Source organism: Larkinella insperata (assembly GCF_026248825.1).
In the GTDB taxonomy this organism is placed as follows: Bacteria; Bacteroidota; Bacteroidia; order Cytophagales; family Spirosomataceae; genus Larkinella; species Larkinella insperata.
In genome coordinates this window covers 2,585,020-2,603,349 of record NZ_CP110973.1, presented here as the reverse complement: position 1 = coordinate 2,603,349, position 18,330 = coordinate 2,585,020, and the positions used below count along the sequence as shown (strand labels likewise).

Sequence of the window (18,330 nt, the reverse complement as noted above, 5' to 3'; positions counted from 1 at the left end):
GCAGTTTTTGGTAAAGCAATGGAAGTAATTTTGATTAAGATGGACAATCTTACGGTTCAGTGGCCGACAAATGTCCCCTCTAATTCTTCCAGCGTTCTTCCTTTCGTTTCCTGAACCTTGTTCCGGACAAACCAGAAGCCCAGCAGGCAGATCAGGGCGTAGAGCCAGAACGGGCCGTAGGTGCCCAGCCACTCGGCAAGAATCGGAAATGTGAAGACCAGCACGAAGTAGGAGCCCCACAGCGCCAATACCGCCACGGACAACGCCAGCCCCCGAACGCGGTTCGGGAAAATTTCGGAGATCAGCACCCAGGTAATGGGCGCCAGCGACGTAGCATAGACACTGATGGCCAGCAGCACAAACACCGACAGCAACCCCGACGACGCGCCGGTTTTCAGCAGCGTCGCAATCACGACGTACAGCACCGCCAGGCCGAGCGTGCCGATGAGCATCAGCGGTTTGCGGCCCAGTTTATCCACCTGCCACATCGCCACCAGCGTAAACACCAGGTTGACAATACCAATCGCAACGGTTTCAAAAAGTTGACGGTCCAGGTTGGCCCCGACAGTTTCAAAAATCGTTGAGGTGTAATTGAAGACCACGTTGATGCCGCACAACTGTTGCAGCACCGCCAGCCCCATGCCCACAAAAACCGCCGGGCGGACGCTCTTTTCCCACAGCATCGCGTACGAGGCTTTGTCCGAAGTTTCTTTAGTCCGGTTGATGGCCGTAACGGTCTGCTGGACAAACGCTTCGCCACCAATCCGGCGCAGAATGGTTTCGCCCTCGCCCACGCGGCCCGTCTGCACCAGCCAGCGGGGACTTTCCGGAAGCCAGAACACGCCCACCAGAAAGCCAAGTGAGGGCACCGCGCCCAGCCCGAACATCCAGCGCCAGGCGTCGGGGCCGCTGTCGGCCAGGCTGTAGTTGACCAAATTTGTGACCAGAATCCCGATAACGATTGTCAACTGGTTAATCGACACGTTGCGCCCCCGGACTTCGGCGGGCGAGATTTCGGCGATGTACAAGGGACTCAGCGTTGACGCCATGCCGACGCCAATGCCAGCAACAAACCGCATGGCAATGAAGACCGATAGCGTTCCGGAAAAGGCCATACCGAGCGAAGAAAGCGCAAAGATCAGGGCCGCGATCGTTAACCCCGGCTTCCGGCCGTACCGGTCGGCCAGGTTACCCGCCAACAGGCAGCCCACCATGCAACCCAGCGCCAGCGAACCGGTCAGGAAACCTTCCCACCAGGCGGTCAGGCCAAAGTTGGTGCGCAGAAAAGGCAATGCTCCCGAGATGACAGCGAAATCGAAGCCGAACAGGTAACCGCCCAGGGCCGAAATAAAGGCAATACCGAATATGTAATTTGTATTAAGTCCGCTTTTGGTCATGATGATTAGGGTAGGAATTAAAAACCAGGGCTGCAAAACAAATTGAAATAAAATGGGATGGTTCACGTATTTTTACAAGTGACTACCTACCCCGTACCTAGATAATACTATGATATGCTCAAAAAGAAAGAAGGCTTTGCCGGACAACGCAGTTACGCACTTCCGGGGGAACTGAAAAAGCAAATTGCCGTTCATCCTCTTTGTGAGTCGTTATACATCACCGATATTGGTTATTATCCGAAAGCGGCTTTTCACGACCGGGAACGCCGAAAAGGCAGCCCTCAGCACATTCTGATCTACTGCATTCAGGGCGAAGGATGGTATTTTCTCAACGACCAGCGCTACAGCGTCAAGCCGAACCAGATGTTTATTCTGCCCGCCGATCAGGCCCACCGGTACGGCACCGACGCCCAGAATCCCTGGACGATTTACTGGCTCCATTTTACGGGTTCGCGTTCGCATCACTTTCTGGACTTTTTAAGGCCGGGACACGATAGTCCGGGGCACGATGGTCCGGGACACGATTTCTCTCCGGTTACGGTTTCTCCCCAGCCTGAGCGTTTTCAATTGTTTGACGATATTCTGGCGCATGTGGAGATGTCGTTCAATCTGGACAATGTCATCTACGCCAACAGCAGTTTATCGCGCTTTCTGGCGACATTCAACAATGCCGTTTACAACCCCAACCCCCTGACCCAACCGGAGAGTGACCCCATCAGCCGAACCATCACGTTTATGAAGGAAAACCTGAGCAAGTCGCTGAGTCTGGAAGAACTGGCGCAGGTGGCGGGTATGTCGGCTTCGCATTACTCGGCGGTTTTCCGGACTAAGGTTCAAAGCGCTCCCATCAACTTTTTTACTTTTCTAAAGATTCAGGAAGCCTGCCGCCTGCTCGAAAACACCCGCTACCGCATCAAGGAAGTGGCTTACCAGATTGGCTACAGCGACCCCTACCATTTCAGCCGGGTATTTTCGCACGTTATGGGCGTCTCCCCCCGCGACTTCCGGCAACGCCGGAAAGCTTAATCCGCCACTTCGGGAAGGGCCAGAAAATGGACCATTTTCTTATGCAGCGCAGCGCCCTGGTGGTTCACATCCAGCGCCAGCACCTGATCAAAACACTCGATGGCCTGCTGCGTGTGTCCGTTGCCCAGCCCCAGGTAGCCCAGCCCCATCAGGTAATCGCAGTGGATGCGGTTGCGCTCGTTCAGGTCGGCGTCGAAGACCAGCAGGTCGGGCAGCGAAACGGCAAAATAGTCGATCTTGATCGCGTCGTCGCGGTGCTTCTGGCCGTACTCAACTAACCGGTTGAAGAGCAATTCCGCCCGTTCGTGCTGACCCAGTTTTTTGCGGGCCAGTCCCTGATAAAACAGTTTGTCCGGCTGCTGGTCGTTGTAAAAGATGGCCTGTACCGGCGCTTCCAGCCCTACCGACGCCCGTTCAAAATAGGCCCGCGCGGTGTCAGGATCACCCAGTCCTTCGTAGGCCAGTCCTTTCAGATAGAAAATGTCGGGTTCATGCACGCCGTACAACTTGCCTTCACCCAGATTGGGGGGATAGCTTTCGGCGGCTTCCAGCAGGGCGAGCGCTTTGGCGTAATCGGCGTTTTGCAGCGCCTGTTTGGCCAGTTCGAGGTGACTGATCAGGTACTGGCCCACCACCTTGCCTTCGCCCCCCTCCCAGGGGTGAAACTGCCGGACCGCCATCAGTTGGCGGGCTTTGAGGTAGTCGCCCAGCTGGTTGTAGAGTGTGATCCGCTCCAGGTACAGATCGTCGCGCTGCTCCGTTGCGGAGAGGTGTTTTTCCAACAGAGTCAGGCGCTCGGCGGGCGGGTGGTTCAGCTTTTTATACAACTGATCCAGTTCCATCAGCACCCGCGCATCCGTGGGGTCCAGCGCAAACGCCCGCTCCATGGCCGTCCGCGCCTGCTCGGACTCGTGCCGTTTGTTGTAGTAGGCCAGCGACAGATTCCGGAGCACCGTCGGGAAAGCATCGTTCAACTCGACCGAACGCTCCCAGGCATCAATCGCTTCATCGTACTGGCGGTTGGCGTACCAGAAGTTACCCAGAAAATACCAGGTGTTGGCGTGATTGACCGATTGATCCTGAACCGTTTGCAAAGTCGCCCACTGCAATACGATGAGCTCTTCCAGCCGGTTGGGAAATACGAAGTTCGGGCTGGCGGTCGTCGCTTTTTCCAGGTATTCTCCTACCTTTTCGGCCTGGCCCAGCTGGTGGTGAAAATAAGCCAAGAAATAGTACACCATCGGGTAAACCGGTTGACCGGACGACTGCAATTCCGACAGCAGGGCAATGGCTTCGTCGTACAGTCCGGCGCGGCTGTAATCCAGCGCGTAGGCCAGATAATTATGGACGTAATGCCGCATCAGCGTATTCATCTCCCGGCGCGTTTGGGCGGCTTTCGACGGGTCATCCGGCTGCTCCAGGAGTGCTTTTTCGAACAGGCAACCAAAATGAAACCGATCAATAGCCAGCGTGTCGTCGATGAGCCGCCGGGCTTCTTCCGTCCGACCAGTTTTGCGCAGCAGGGCCACTTTCAGATGCCGCGCCGAATGCCCGTGCCAGTTGCGAATCAGCGACTGTTCCACCAGCTTCAGCGCCTGGGCGTCCGTTTTCCGGCGGGTGGCAATCCGGGCCAGTTCGAGGAAACTGGTGTCCTGCCAGGCCGCATTCCAGGTGGCCTTGTAAAAGGCATCGTACGCTTCGTCGTAGCGGCCCAGCAGTTGCAGACAAAGCCCGAGATTGTAATACGGTTCGCCGTCGTACGGGTTGGGGTTACGCTGCGTCAGCGTCTGAATGGCGCGCCGGAAATACGGCTCGGCTCCGGCGATCTGCCCGCGTCGGAGCAGCCACAGCCCCATCGCGTTGTTGCAGCGCACGTCGCCGGGATCGCGCCGGAGGGCTTCCCGGTAGTAATCGGTGGCCACGTAGGTCGCGTGGCGGTATTGCTCAATGTGTAGCCCCGTCAAATACAACTGCTCGTTGTTTTCCACCTCAGCCGGATCGTTGGCCGCCAGGGCCGGTTCCGGAATGGCCTGCTCGATCACCGCATCCGGCTGGTAAGCAACCAGTTCGACGCCGTCGGCCGTCACGACGCTTAGTCGCAAATGGGTTGAGTTTTCGAAGAATTGCCGGATTTCGTGGTGGAACGGTTGTTCCGGCGAAAGATCAACGGTTTGCGCAAAAACGACTTCTTCCTGTTGGGCCAGCCGGACGGTGGCCCCGGCGTACACGGCGGTGGCGTACACCCAAAGCTGAACGGTCTCCGGAGCCCATTCCAGGTTGACGGCGGCTTCTTTGGTGGCATTTTTCACAAGCCCGATCTCGCTGTACGGCATGAAATACTGCGTAAACTGCCGTTCTTCATTGGGCATGATCCACGAAAAATCCGGCTGATTATCGGTAAACACGCCCGTCATCAGTTCAATGTACGGCCCGTCTTCGTCGGTCAGGTTGCGGTCCCAGGCGTAGCCAAATTCGCCGTTGCCCCAGGTCCACTGCTTTTTGCCCGGCGACAGATGGTGATCGGCCACGTGCAGCAAACCACCCCGGCTGTCGTGTTCGTAACCGCCCATGAAATCGTACTTCGACGCCACGGCCATGTAGGAGGTCGGCACGGGAATGGTAGCGTAGCGGGAAATATCGGTGCCGGGCGAATAATCCACTTTGTAGTAGGTGCCTTTGGCAATCGGGAAGGAGGACACGTCCCGCTTTCCGTGATCGTAGACGGCGTACACATCCGGCGGAAAAACGGACTGATACTGGTCGTTAACCTTCACGGCGGGGTTGGCCCACCACAGAAATGTCTGCGGCATCTGGGTCCGGTTGTAAAGTACGCCCTGAATCTCCAGGTACGCCTTGTCGGGGTACAGCCGGAAACCCGCCATGCCCTTCGTCTGGAACATCCGCTCCACTTCGCTGACCCACACCGTCTTGGAACCGTCGGGGTGCGACTCGGTGGTGTAGTCCACCGGCTCGAACGTGCTGGGGCGGTGGTGCTGCGGCCAGTTGAACTCAATTCCGCCCGAAATCCACGGCCCCGTCAGTCCCACGAGCGCCGGTTTGATGACCTGATTATAATAGATAAAATGACGATTTTTGACCTTGTCGAACGCCATCTGAATCCGGCCGCCCAACTGGGGCATAACCATGATTTTCAGGTACTGATTTTCGAGGAAAACCGCCTGATATGCCCGGTCCTCCTTGTGGTCGTCGATCTTCTCAATGACAGCGTTCGGATACACCACGCCCGAGCTACCCTGGTAGACCCGTTTTTCGAGAAACATCGGATTTTTTTCGGGAACTCCGACTCCGTAGGTGGGAATAGTAACCGATTCTTCCCACACGTTAATTTCCTGCAAGGCCATAACTAATGATGGGTCAAGTGTCTTAGTCTTTTTTGGTTGGGATAACCAGTGAGGTTTCCTGTTGAAATAACGGTTTGATCTGCTCCACCGACAGCTTGTGACTCGGCTTGAACCGGCTACTGTTCATGTAGTTCAGGATGCTCTGTTTCAGTTGGCGGGCTCCGGGCCGGTGGGCCAGATCGTTGTCCAGATCGATGCTGCAAACCAGCAGATTCCCTTTGCCGACGCGTCCTTCAAAAGCCAAGGATAACCGACGGTTTTCAAACCAGGTATCAATCGGCTGAATTAGGGGCCGGAGTGTTTTCGGGAAATCGGTGAGCAGAATGGTCTGGGAATGGCTGACCAAGTCCTGCCACTGATAATTGCTGCTGGCTTCGGTCGGGAAGGTGGCAAACAGCGGGTGCGCCGGATCGCAGAGCAGTCCCAGCGTGTGCGGAGCCTGACCTTTCGTCCAGGACGTATTCCAGAACACGCTCGAAAACCCAATTTCCACTTCGGCCCCCTTGCCCTTCCGGACGTGGCCGTAGGGCAGCAACAGCACGTTCGCGCCGTTCTGCAACTGGTTCACCACGTCAGGTGTCAGGGATTGCGTCATAATCACCTTGCCTTTGGCCGCGTCGGGATTGACGCCCGCCGGATAGACCCAAAAATTCCAGGCATTGGTAATGTCGGTACCTTTCAGGGCCACTTTCAGCGTGAGCATTTCCGGCTTTTTGAAGCCCGCCAGCGGTACTTGAATGGCGCCCACGGTTTGGCCATTGTCAATCCCAACCCGATCCTTTTGCAGCGTCCCGCTTCGTTTGACTTTCCCCGCAGCATCCAGCACCTGCCAGACCACGGTCTGGTTCGTCAACTCCCGCGGTCCGAAATGGGCCATTTCCAGATCGGCCTTGAATGTCTCGTTGTTTTCGAAAATCAGCTTGTCCAGTCGGGCCAGCAACACCGTATTGTTGCAGAACGTGCGGTATTCTTCGGGCGTTGTGTAGCCTTTCGATTCCCAGAAAACGTCCAGCGCCCCGACTAGCGCCGTGCCCTGCCCCGGAAAATCGTGCAGGCCCAGCAGTTGGAAACCCGCAAAACCGGGCGTGCGCAGGGCCGCTTCAATGTCGGCTTTGTAACAAAGCGTCTGCAACCGGCCCGATGAATGGAGAAACGCTTCGGCCTGATCGCCCATGCCCGCTTCCTCGAGCGTTTCCTTGAAAATCTCAAAATTGGTCGGCTTCACCACGCCCGTGTATTTGGCCATTTCCTTGAAGTTCGGGTAGACGCACCACTGGCCAATTTCGTGGCTGATGTACGGCGCGGACGCCTTTTGAATGATCTCCCGCCAGTCGTAACCGGTTTGGGGAGGCTTCGCATTGATGATGCTTTTGACACCCTGCCCCCACTGCTGAATCCGGGCGTCGGAATGAATGTGGAACTGGTTTTCGGGCAGCATCGGCCAGCCTGCCCCGCTGGTGTACAGCCGCCGACCGTCTTTCTGCTTAAAATGCTCGACCCAACGGCCCAGAAAATCCGATTGAAACGCTCCGCCCGGTTCGTTGCCGTACGACATCATGCAGAACGAGGGGTGGTTGCCGTACGTCGCCAGAATCCGCTCGGACTCGCGGTAGATGAAGTCATCGATTACGCCCCCGGTCCCGACGGCGCTGCTCTGGTTTGCCCAGAGCGGACTTTCCACGTACAGGTACAGCCCCAGCCGATCGGCCACGTCGAAAGCCGCTTCGGGTGGGCACCAGGAGTGGAAGCGCAGGTGGTTCAGGCCGTAGGCTTTGGCCGTTTTCATGATTTTTTCCCAGTAGGGTTCGGTCGTGGGCGGGTAGCCCGTCAACGGAAAAGCCGCGCAATCGACGTCGCCCCGCAGAAAGACAGGTCGCCCGTTAATGGTCAGGCGGGAGCCGCTGACGCCCATTTCGCGCATACCGAACGGCACCGTCTTTTCGGATAGCACCTGCCCCTGGTCGCTGACCAGTTGAACCCGAAGCTGATACCGATTGGGCGTAAACTCGTCCCACAACTGCGGGTTCGGAATGGCGTAGGTAGCCGTGGCGCTGGATTCTTCGGTGGCGAGACGGACCGGCTGTTCCTGGCTGGGTAAAGCCGCTGCGTTGTTCTGCAAGGGTTTTGCCTGAAAGACCAGTTTCCCCTGAAACGTCTGCCCCCGGGGCTGCCGGAGCGCTACCATTACGTCGACGGCTTGGGTCGCCAGCTTCGGATAAACCTGGATATTTTCGAGATAGGTGGGCGATTCGGCGATCAGCGACAGGTCACCGACCAGGCCGTTCCAGTTTGTCTGCGTATGGTCCGCCACGCTGTGGGAGTTGGGGCCAATGTGCATTTTATAGCGGTTGTCCACCCGAACGACGATGGTGTTCCGACCCGGCCGCAGGGCTTTGCTGAGGTCGAACTGGTGGGGAGCTACCAGGCTGTTGCGCGTGCCGCAGAGCTGGCCGTTGACGTACACCGTGGTCTCCCAGTGGCAGCGTTCCAGATTTAGCGTGATTTGCTTCTTGGCCCAGTCGGCGGGAACGTCAATCTGCCGTTTGTACCAGGCGGGACCGGTGTAATACTTGACGGGCTTGAGCCAGAAGGGGATTTTGATGGCGCCCTGCCGGTATTTTTGGTATCGATCCGAAACAAAATACGTACTGTCGAAAATATCTCCCGTCCAGGGCGTTTGCAGGGTCACGTCGTTGCCTTTCCCGTTTTCCGCAAGTGAACCGGGCAGTGTAACCCGGTCGGCATAATCCATCTGCCACCAGTGCTGGCGCAGGCCCAGATCGTCCGGGTCCAGGCGCAATTGCCACTCACCAGCCAGCGAAAGTTTGTTCTGAGCCAGCGCTCGGTTGGCAAGTAAGAATCCAATAAGGAGCGCAAAAATGAAGATGCTCAGCCATTTTTTTTGCATACGTAGCAGTTGGTTACGGAAGAAAGATCAACTCGAAGAATATGCAAAAAACACAAGTTTATACCCGATAAACCATAGCATTAATTCGGAAAAAGATGGACAATTTAACGACACACTTTTTCACTTGTCGAAGAAAATCCGTCGGGTAGTTAAAGGTCTGAATGGCTCAGGTCACCCGAAAAAATGTTATCTGCTTCCGTGAAATGAAGAACGACTTGGGCGATTGAGTGGGCTGGCAACTCGTTTATCGGTAGCTGAAAATCCAGGCAGAAAGCCGTCCTGGGGTCTACAAGCCAGGAAGCCATACCAGAAAGCGGATGAACCCGTTGCCCCTGCTCGTTCATGAATTGCAGGGAAACTTCGCCCTGAGCAAACACACCGAATTGGCCCGTTACCTGGATGGTCTCACCAAGAAGCACGGCTTTCAGAAACTCCGTTACCACCCCGAATTCGTTAACCGTTTTCACTTCCGCACCGGCCGGAACCGTGCAGGCCCGCATCCGGTATACAAACCGCAGTTGCGCTCCGGGAAGCATGGTTTTCAGGGGCGACAGTAGCTCCATTTCCAGATACGGCGGGGTCAACTGCGGGTCATTTGGCAAATCGGTTACCTGATGATTGGCGTAAATCTGCCCCCGGCCCTGGGTCCAGATTTGCACGGAGGTTCCTTCGGGGTAAGGCATTCCGGGCTGGTAGGTCGCCGAGGCAACCAGCACCCGGCCGGTTTGCCGGTCACAGAAGGCCACCCAGTTGGCCGGGCTGTCCAGGCCTACTTTGCCCACCAGGTACTGGTAGTTCACAACCAGATTGCCGTGCGCATCCGGTCCAAACTGGGGATTATTTACCAACCCGTGCAATACCCGGAAGCCAGAATTTTCGGCCCGGTCCGGCGTCATCGGACTGGTAACCTGATACCGGCCGGCTGCCTGCCAGTCGGGCGTATTCAACTGCAACACCGGCCAGATGGACCACGGCCGGGGCGTGGTGCTCCGGTTGGCAAAGGTGGCTTCGACCACGACTTCCGAACGGTTTTCGGACAACATAATAGCCTTGGTGAGTTGGAGACCGGTGTAGGGATCGACCGCACTTCGCAGCGTCAGTCGGTTGGGAGATTTCTCTTCCGGGGGCAATACCTCAAACACCCCGCTGTCGAAAACGGGATCGGGCGGACCGGGCCAGCTGTCGGGCGAATCCCACCCCTGGGGAGCGGGCCAGATTTTTTCCCCGCCGAAGTTCAGCCAGCTCCCGTTTTCGCCCAGACGGCTTTCGTCGGGTTCGAAGCCTTCGAGGGCCGGGTTAACAAAAAAGAAATCGTAACCGTCCAGCGTCATTTGCAGGATTCGTCCGCCCAACTGCGGCAGAATCTGGAGCGTCAGCCATTGGTTACGCATCCCGAGGGCCGTCCAGCCTTTGTAAAGAGTGCGGTATACCTGCCCTTCGTTCATGGTGATGCGCGACAAACTAATCCGTGCCGATTCGGAAGCTTCCAGAATCATTCGCACGAATTGCTTTTTAGCTGAAAAGCGGAACTACCTGAATTTTTAACGTTCTGCCCAAATATTTACGCATCCGTTATTTTTTATCAATCCTGACCTGCTTTATTTCCTCGACCGAAACCGCCGATGCTTCCTTTGCCAGGTTGACGCGGGCGTACGAGACAACTTCGGCCAGTTGGGCATCGGTCATAAAACTGAAAGCGGGCATTCCCTCCCCAGACGCCGACTGGGAACCCTGCAAGACGAAGGCAATCAGCGCCTTTTTGTCGCCTTTCAGCCGGGCCGACGTGAGCAGAGACGGAAAAGAACCCGGTACCCCGCGCCCATCTGGTTTGTGGCAGGATGCGCAGTAACTCGCATACAACAAAGCCGCTGATTGGGGCCCGGTATTTTTCTGAACATTGGCAACCCGTGCGGCTTTCGGAATGACGCCCGCCCGGCTAATGCGGATAATGCGGTCGTCGGTGGGAAGTGGGAAATTGGCGGGTGGGTTCCAGTCACGGTTGCTGGTGGAGATATAGACCGCGCCCGAGGGCGACACACATACGTCGCGCAGACGGCCAAACTGCTTTGAGAAATGAATCTGCTCGTCGATAATCGTCTCCCGCCGAGCGTCCAGCCGGAGTACCCGCAGGCTTTGATCTTTCAACGTGGTGAGCAGCAGGGCATTTTTCCATTCCGGAATGTTGCCGTTGTAATAGTCCATCCCCGCCGGGGCAATGGTGGGCGTCCAGGCTTTGACCGGAAATACGCTGGGATGCTCAGCGGCATACCGTTCTTCGCCGGGAAGATCACTGAAACCGGCGATGTGGGGCCAGCCGTAACTAGCTCCCTTCACCACCCGGTTCACTTCGTCGTCGGTGGCATCCCCGTGTTCGGCAATAAACAGATTGCCATTGTCCGTATACGCCAGCCCCTGCGGCACCCGGAAACCCATCGACCACACCGGGCTGCCCGGAAAGGGATTGTCGGCGGGAATGGTGCCGTCGAGGTTCAGGCGCAGCACCTTGCCGTTGGTCGCGTTCGGCTCTAAAATGGTTTCGTGCTGCTTCAGATCGCCGGTGGCCCACAGAAGTTTCCGGTCTTTGCTGATAACCAGCCGGGAACCGTTATGCCCCAGATACCCCGGAATTTGGTACAGCAGCGTGGGATGGGTTAAGATTTTCCCGTTGTAGGTATACCGAACCAGTTTGGATACAATGACAGAATCCTTTTGAATGTGGGTGTAGTTGATAAACACTTGCGGAGTTTTTTTCCAGTCGGGATGCAGCACCATGCTCGCCAGCCCCAACCGCTTCCGGTAGTAGTCACCGATTTGCAGCAGGTCAATAATTTGCCCCGTCTCCGGATTGAGCCGCCGGACTTTCCCGTCCTGTTCGGTAAACCAGATCCAGTTGTCGGGTCCCCAGACCATGTCCCAGGGCACGTTCAGGTTGACCGCCACGGTTTTAACATCCAACCGGGTCGAATCCAGGGTGTAGCTTTCGGCGGGCTCCACCCTCACATTTAGCATTCCCGGCACGCGAAAGCTGACGGATGCGATCAGAAAAAGAAGTAGGCCGACCCATCCGATCGGCAAAGGCACTCGCTTCCGCATTCGGTTACGGGTTTTGGAAGTAATGGTAAAACACCTCCGGCAGTTTGCTGCCCAATAGGACCCAATCCTGGGCCAGCGGGGCTTTTTTCAAGCCTTCAATCCACTCGTAATTCAGCTCATAGACCAGCGCCTGGATGCCAAACCGTTCCATGAAACCCTCGCCCAGCGAGCCGGGGTTGCGGAACTGGGGATTGGTGGAACCCTCCGTAAACCAGGTGTATTTCCGCAAAAGCGTTTCGAGCTTCTTCATATTGGCTAGGTAAGCCGTGATGTCGCCCGCGGGTCGGCTGATGTGCAGGTAACCGCCGGGGTCGTTGTGCAGGTCGATGGCCAGGTCCGGTTTTTTGTTTTCCCGAATCATCTTTTGCAGCCATTTTTCCAGAAAATAGTTCTCCGGTGCCACCAGCGAATCAGCGGCCCTATCCCACTTGCGGTTCAGGTCGTAGCCGTTGGCGTTGAACCGCGTTCGGCCCCGCGCCACACCGTCCTTGTTGGCCATCGGCAGAATGTACACGCAGTAATTTTTCAGGTACAGCCTCGACTCGGCATCGTCCTTCAGCAACCGGTTGACCAGCCCTTCGACCGTCCAGTTGCCGCCCGTTTCGAAGGAATGCGCCCGCGCCCGGATAAACAGCCGCTTCGGCGCTTTTTCGTTGCCCACTTTAATAATTTCCAGTGACTTCCCCTCGGCGGTGTACCCGATGGGTGTGACGGTAATCAGTTTGTGCGTTCGGATTTTGGCCAGAAACCGGTCCAGATCGCTGATTCGGTAGGGCTCCAGGCTGGCGATGTAGGCACTAGGACCGGTCATTTTCAGCGTGAACTGCAACCGATTGCCCGAAATCAACTCGGTGGGGCGGCTCTCCCAGGTTTTGTTGTCAAAAGAAACAACGATGGGGGTCCGTTTGGAGATGGAACTGGCCGGAGTACGGTTCCAGATGTTATCAAAGTTTTGCAGGATAATCGTTACCTCCTTGCCAACCGGGGCTTCCACCCGGAAATGAAAGTGGTTAACCGCCCGGTTGATTGAAAACCGCTCGTGGTCATACACCAGACGGCCGACCACCCGCCCCTCGGCGTCGATCTCCCAGTTCATCGGGGACGCGTTCTCAAAACCGGTATGGATAAAAACCGACGAAGCCGACACCGTGTCGATCCGCATTGAATTTGGGCGGGACGTTAGCCCGAACGCATCGGCCCGAGCGACTCCCAAAGCGTTGGTTAATCCGAAGAGGGATAAAACCAGCAGACGCAGATAATTTATGTTGTTCATTAAATGCTTGATAAAGGTGGAGCGACCCTACCCAACGAAAGCCAATGCGAGTCGCTCCTGTGAAAGCTTGGTTGTTTTTTAGAAGGTATAACCGGGGTTTTGCGTGATTCCCTGTGGATTGACGTCAATCTGGGTCTGCGGAATCGGAAAAACCTTGTTGAACTCCTGCACGACCGGCCCTTTAAAATGACCATTCATCACCGGAACCGCCCGACCCGTCCGCACCAGATCAAACCAGCGGTGCCCTTCAAACGCCAGTTCCACCTGCCGCTCGTGCTCGATGGCCAGCGCAAAAGCCGCCTTGTTGATTCCTGATGGCAGCGGAGCCAGCTTGGCCCGTTTCCGAACCGCATTGATAGCGTCCAGCGCTTCCGCCGTCGGGCCGCCGTTCGCTTCGTTCAGAGCCTCGGCGTACATCAGCAGCACGTCGGCGTACCGGAGCACCGGCCAATTGTTGTCCGCATCGCCTTCCGCAAACGGCGTGTCCTGAAATTTCAGCGTGTAGGGGTCCGCCACAAACTTCCCCGTCACACCATCCGTGTAGCCCAAGGCCAGCGACGCGTCCTTGCGAACATCGCCGGGTTCGTAGGCGGCAATCAGATCCGCCGTCGGGATGTTACGTCCGCTCGGAAAGCCGACTTTAATGACGGAGGTGCCGGAGTTCCGGGGCGCAAAGTTGTTGTAAAAGTTGCTGCCCGTTCCGGTGCCGCCTTTCTTGAACTGCACTTCAAATAGGGACTCCTGGTTGTTGGCGTTCGCTACGAGCCACAGCGCCTTGTAATCGTCCAGCAGTTGATAGGTGTTCTGGTCGATCACTTCCTTGAGTTTGTCCTTTGCTTTCGCAAAATCGCCGGTGGTCAGGTATACCTTGCCGAGCAGGCCCCGGGCCGCTCCCTTCGTGGCCCGTCCCATGTCGCTGCCCGTGTACGAAACCGGCAGTTTTTGCTCGGCGTCGGTCAGGTCCGCCATGATCTGGCTGTAGACTTCCGACGCAGGTCTTCTCGACTGGGTGTACCCTTCGGCTACCGACTTGGTTTCGGAAACGACCAGCGGCACATCCCCAAACGTCCGGACCAGATTGAAATACATCAGCGCCCGCAGGAATTTGGCTTCTCCAATAAACCGGTCCCGCAGCGCCTGGTCCATCGTCGCCCCACCTATATGGTCCAGTACCGCGTTACAGGCCAGAATGCCCCGGTAGGTATCCAGCCACATCAGCCGGATGATTTCGTTGGTGGAGGCCATTTTGAACTGGTCGAGTTCGGCATCAGGCAGGTTACCCCCGCCTTCCCAGTTCATCGTATTGTCGGAGCGGACTTCGCCCACGTTGTAATAGGCATACCCGTATTCACCGGCCGTCGTCAGCATTCCGTAGGCGGCATTGACGGCGGCCTGCATATCGGAGGCATTCCGGTAAAAATTCTTGACGTTCATCGCGTCTTTGGGGGCCAGTTCCAGAAAATCCGAACAACTGGCCAGCCCCAGGCTGAGTGCGCCGATGATCAATAGACGAAATTTCATCTGTTACGTTACGTTAAGGTCAGGGTTTAGAAAATTACATTTAAACCAAGGGTATAGGTCCGGGCCAGCGGATACCCGTTGAAATCCACACCGGGTGTCAGCGAACTGCTTCCGTTCAGGCTCTGCTCGGGGTTGTAACCCCGATATTTGGTGAACGTCAAGGCGTTCTGCACCGACAGACTCACGCTGGCATTCCGGATAAACAGGGCTTTGCAGGCGGTTTCGGGCAACGCATACCGCAGGTTGATGTTCCGAATCCGGAAGAACGACGCGTCCTCGACCAGCAGGCTCGACACGTAGCTCACGTTGCCGCCCGTTGGAGACACATTGGCCCTCGGCGTCCGGCCATCACCCGGATTTTCGGGCGATTGCCACCGGCCCAGCACGTCTTTGCGGCTGTAGCTGCCGTTGACCAGACCAATGTTCCGGCGCGAACCGTTCAGCAGTTGCAGGCCCTGCACCCCGTCGCCCAGGATGCTGAGGTCGAAGCGGCCGACGCTGAAGTTGTTGGTGATTCCGTAAAAGAAATCCGGATAATTGTCACCGATGATCGTCACGTCGTTGGGCGTAATGGTTCCGTCGCCGTCGATGTCCCGGAATTTCAGGTCACCCGGTCGCGACCCGGTGCTTCCCTTGACGGCCGGACTATTATTTACTTCTTCCTGCGTTTGGTAAATGCCAGTCACCTCGTACCCCCAGAAGCTCCCGATGGGCGAACCGATGCGGGTGATGTGCGTATTGGGGCTGAACGAAGGGCTTTTGGAGATAATCGGGTTGCCTTCCGGCCCCAGCGCCAGTACTTTGTTTCGGTTAAAGGAAATGTTGAAATTGGTCGACCATTTGAAAAAGCTTTTCGTGAAATTTTTCGAATTCACGCTAAACTCCCAGCCCCGGTTGTTTACCTTTCCAATGTTCTGCAAGGCGGTTTCGTAGCCGGTCGATCCGGGGACCGGAACGTTCAGTAGCAGGTCGGTGGTGTTTTTGTTGTAATAATCCACCGTGAACGTCAGTCGGTTGCGCAGCACCCCGAAATCCAGCCCAATGTCCATTTGACGCATCATCTCCCAGCCGAGCTGGTCGTTGGTGATGGACGATGGGTACAGCCCGTACACCACGGTTCCGGTCGCGGCTCCGAAGCTGTACCGGCGGTTGGATAACAAACCAATCTGGCTGTAATTGCCAATGGTGTTGTTCCCGGCCAACCCGTAACTGGCCCGAATTTTCAGGTCGCTCACGACCGGCTGATTCTTGAAAAATTCTTCTTCCGAAATTGACCAGCCGACGGATGCCGACGGGAACGTTCCCCACTTATTGCTGGCGCCAAACCGCGACGAACCGTCCCGGCGAACCGTGGCCGAAAACAGGTATTTGCTCGCGTAGGTATAATTGACCCGGCCCAGATACGACAGCAGCGACCATTCCGAAAGGCCGGTGCCGCCACCGGTGACCTGACCGGCATTCAGCGTTGTAACCAGATCCGTTGGAAAGTTGGTAGCCGCCAGCGACGCGTATTCCGACCGCGCTTTCTGCGCCGTAAAACCGGCCAGTACATCCAGTTCGTGCTTGCCGTCGAAGGTTTTTTTGTAGCTGAGAATGTTCTCATTGAGCCAGTTCAAATCCCGGGCGGTGTTGGCCGAAGCCCGCGCCTGAACCGGGGGCGGCACGCCATCTCTCCCGAGGTCGGACGGATAATAAGCGCTCTGGCGGGAATCGGCGTAATCCAATCCAAACGAAGTGCGGAACTTCAATCCTTCGAGGATACGGATTTCGGCGTAGGCGTTGCCCAGCGTCCGGAAAAACGTCTTGCGGTCCTGGATTTTGCTGGCGATGGCCACTGGGTTGTCAATCACCCCGATGTTGTAGGTCGAAGGCCCCAGCAGGGTCGTGAACGAGCCATCCGGGTTATACACCGGCACCGTGGGCGGCAGCGAGAGAGCCGAGCCCAGAATCCCGCCGGTAAACACCTGATCTTCCACAGGCAGCAGTTTGTTGGATGAAAAGGAGGGCGACAGGTTCAACCCGATTTTCACCCGGTCCGACACCTGATGATCCAGGTTAATCCGGGCCGAATAGCGATCAAAACCCGTGTTCATGACAATACCGTCCTGCTTGAAATAAGCGCCGGAGACGAAGAACTGGGTTTTGTCCGTACCGCCGGAAACCGACAACTGGTGGTTCTGAATGGGGGCCGTGCGGAAAACTTCATCCTGCCAGTCGGTTCCTTCGCCCAATGAAGCGGGATTCATGAACATCTCGGGAATTTGCAGGTTGGCCGGACGCAGGTTGTTGGGGTCCGTGGCCTTGCCGCCCCGATCCACCCAGGCATTGTTGCGAGCTTCGGTGTTGTATTCGGCGTATTCCCGGGCGTTGAGCATCTCAATTTTGTTGGCAACCTGCTGCAAGCCGTAATAGGTATCGAACTGCACGGTTGACTTGCCCGACTTGCCGTGTTTCGTCGTCACCAGCACGACCCCGTTGCTGCCCCGCGACCCGTAGATAGCCGCAGCCGACGCATCCTTCAGAATTTCAATCGATTCGATGTCGTTGGGATTGATGGTCGCGAGCGGATTGAGGGTGCTGTTGTAGTCGCTGCCGACCGGAAAACCGTCGATGACGTACAGCGGCTCGTTACCGGCCCCGATGGAACCCGTTCCCCGCACCCGGACGGACACCCCGCCCCCCGGAGCGCCCTTGGTCTGAGCCACATTCACCCCGGCGATCTGCCCGGCCATGGCCTGGTCGAGACTGCTCAACGGCTGATTGGCAATGCTTTTCATGGGTACCGACGCCACCGACCCGGTGATGCTGCTTTTGGCCTGGGTGCCGTAGCCCACCACCACCACATCGTTCAGGGTTTTGGTGTCCACCGCCATCCCAAAATTGACTTCCTGCCGGTTTCCCAGCCGGATTTCCTGGCTTTTGTACCCGACAAAGCTGGCCACCAGCGTCAGATCGCCGGATTGGGCCAGCGCGTCCGGGATGTTCAGGCGGTATTCACCGGTATTATCCGTTGTGGTTCCCATCTGCGAATTCTTGACCACGATGCTAACCCCCGGAAACGCGTTGCCGTTTTCGTCGGTCACCTTGCCTTTGATGGGCCGATTCGCCCGCTGCGGAATTTCTTCGACGGTTTTCTGAACGGGGTTGATGGCCTGTTTGATCTCGGGGAGTTTCAGCGGCAGCAGGCTTTCCGGGGCGAAGGTTCTGACCACCTTTTTGAGCACAATCGTCTGATTGAAAATCCGGAATGTGAGCGGAAGGTTGTGAAAAACCGCCGTTAGCGCCTGATCAATCGTCGCGTTTTTGACCCGAACCGACACTTTTTGCGCTTCCGGTAAATCCAGCTTATCGTACAGAAACAGGTACGACGTTTGTTTTTCGATGCTGGTCAGCACCATTTCCAGCGGAGCATTCTTCGCGTTCAGGTTGATTTTCTGGCTGAAGCCGTCGGCCGCGACCTGCGTGAACGTGGCAATCAGCAAAAACAGGATCCGTGTCATAGCGACCAGTAATTTTACACGAAAGCATGCCTGCTTCGCCCGGGAAGGCCCGGGTAAGAAGTTTATTTTCATAAATTTGTAAAAGTTGAGGAATAGCAGATTGACTTTTGAGAGAAGTTGGGCTGGCCCCTTGACAATCGGGGAAAATGTTGGCGCATTTTCCCTTTTTTCTAAGCAGGACAACGGGTCAGGAAGTCAGATTACGGTTTGGTGTCATAAAAAAGGGTTTAGGAGATACAAACTTTAACGG

At 56.5% G+C, this 18,330-nt stretch carries 9 protein-coding genes; 1 reads left to right on the top strand and 8 read right to left on the bottom strand.

Annotation, left to right across the window (positions count from 1 at the left end; genetic code table 11):
• Window positions 1-56: 56 nt before the first annotated feature.
• On the bottom strand, window positions 57-1,397 hold the full coding sequence (locus OQ371_RS10555) for a sugar porter family MFS transporter (protein WP_265993727.1): 1,341 nt from the start codon (window positions 1,395-1,397) through the stop codon (window positions 57-59).
• A gap of 114 nt (window positions 1,398-1,511) precedes the next feature.
• Here OQ371_RS10555 and OQ371_RS10550 point away from each other — a divergent pair, with 114 nt between their 5' ends.
• Window positions 1,512-2,423 (top strand): AraC family transcriptional regulator, encoded by a 912-nt coding sequence (locus OQ371_RS10550; RefSeq protein ID WP_265993726.1) that lies wholly within the window; start codon window positions 1,512-1,514, stop codon window positions 2,421-2,423.
• Here the strand turns inward: OQ371_RS10550 and OQ371_RS10545 are convergent.
• The 7 genes from OQ371_RS10545 to OQ371_RS10515 all read right to left on the bottom strand — a co-directional run bounded on the left by OQ371_RS10545 (window position 2,420) and on the right by OQ371_RS10515 (window position 18,080).
• Window positions 2,420-5,785: a DUF5107 domain-containing protein gene (locus OQ371_RS10545; protein WP_265993725.1), complete on the bottom strand. Its 3,366-nt coding sequence runs from the start codon at window positions 5,783-5,785 to the stop codon at window positions 2,420-2,422. The genes OQ371_RS10550 and OQ371_RS10545 overlap by 4 nt on opposite strands.
• Window positions 5,786-5,807: 22 nt before the next feature.
• On the bottom strand, window positions 5,808-8,693 hold the full coding sequence (locus OQ371_RS10540; RefSeq protein ID WP_265993724.1) for a glycoside hydrolase family 2 protein: 2,886 nt from the start codon (window positions 8,691-8,693) through the stop codon (window positions 5,808-5,810).
• A 149-nt stretch (window positions 8,694-8,842) separates the two neighbouring features.
• Window positions 8,843-10,189, bottom strand: coding sequence for a DUF4380 domain-containing protein (locus tag OQ371_RS10535; protein ID WP_265993723.1), 1,347 nt, complete (start codon window positions 10,187-10,189; stop codon window positions 8,843-8,845).
• Between the two features lie 76 nt (window positions 10,190-10,265).
• The gene (locus tag OQ371_RS10530; protein ID WP_265993722.1) at window positions 10,266-11,786 is read right to left on the bottom strand and encodes a PQQ-dependent sugar dehydrogenase; all 1,521 of its coding nucleotides are present in this window, start codon (window positions 11,784-11,786) and stop codon (window positions 10,266-10,268) included.
• Window positions 11,787-11,790: 4 nt separating this feature from the next.
• A complete protein-coding gene (locus OQ371_RS10525; RefSeq protein ID WP_265993721.1) occupies window positions 11,791-13,059 on the bottom strand; it encodes a M14 family zinc carboxypeptidase in 1,269 nt (422 codons plus the stop codon).
• Window positions 13,060-13,137: 78 nt separating this feature from the next.
• Window positions 13,138-14,580 carry a RagB/SusD family nutrient uptake outer membrane protein gene (locus OQ371_RS10520; RefSeq protein ID WP_265993720.1) on the bottom strand — a complete coding sequence of 481 codons (1,443 nt, stop codon included), beginning with the start codon at window positions 14,578-14,580 and terminating at the stop codon, window positions 13,138-13,140.
• Window positions 14,581-14,606: 26 nt separating this feature from the next.
• Window positions 14,607-18,080 carry a TonB-dependent receptor gene (locus OQ371_RS10515; RefSeq protein WP_265993719.1) on the bottom strand — a complete coding sequence of 1,158 codons (3,474 nt, stop codon included), beginning with the start codon at window positions 18,078-18,080 and terminating at the stop codon, window positions 14,607-14,609.
• Window positions 18,081-18,330: the final 250 nt, after the last annotated feature.

Bases quoted from the DNA above. Each gene is read 5' to 3' on its own strand.
- OQ371_RS10535 (WP_265993723.1), bottom strand. From the start codon at position 10,189: ATGATTCTGGAAGCTTCCGAATCGGCACGGATTAGTTTGTCGCGCATC.
- OQ371_RS10545 (WP_265993725.1), bottom strand. From the start codon at position 5,785: ATGGCCTTGCAGGAAATTAACGTGTGGGAAGAATCGGTTACTATTCCC.
- OQ371_RS10530 (WP_265993722.1), bottom strand. From the start codon at position 11,786: ATGCGGAAGCGAGTGCCTTTGCCGATCGGATGGGTCGGCCTACTTCTT.
- OQ371_RS10555 (WP_265993727.1), bottom strand. From the start codon at position 1,397: ATGACCAAAAGCGGACTTAATACAAATTACATATTCGGTATTGCCTTT.
- OQ371_RS10515 (WP_265993719.1), bottom strand. From the start codon at position 18,080: ATGACACGGATCCTGTTTTTGCTGATTGCCACGTTCACGCAGGTCGCG.
- OQ371_RS10525 (WP_265993721.1), bottom strand. From the start codon at position 13,059: ATGAACAACATAAATTATCTGCGTCTGCTGGTTTTATCCCTCTTCGGA.
- OQ371_RS10550 (WP_265993726.1), top strand. From the start codon at position 1,512: ATGCTCAAAAAGAAAGAAGGCTTTGCCGGACAACGCAGTTACGCACTT.
- OQ371_RS10540 (WP_265993724.1), bottom strand. From the start codon at position 8,693: ATGCAAAAAAAATGGCTGAGCATCTTCATTTTTGCGCTCCTTATTGGA.
- OQ371_RS10520 (WP_265993720.1), bottom strand. From the start codon at position 14,580: ATGAAATTTCGTCTATTGATCATCGGCGCACTCAGCCTGGGGCTGGCC.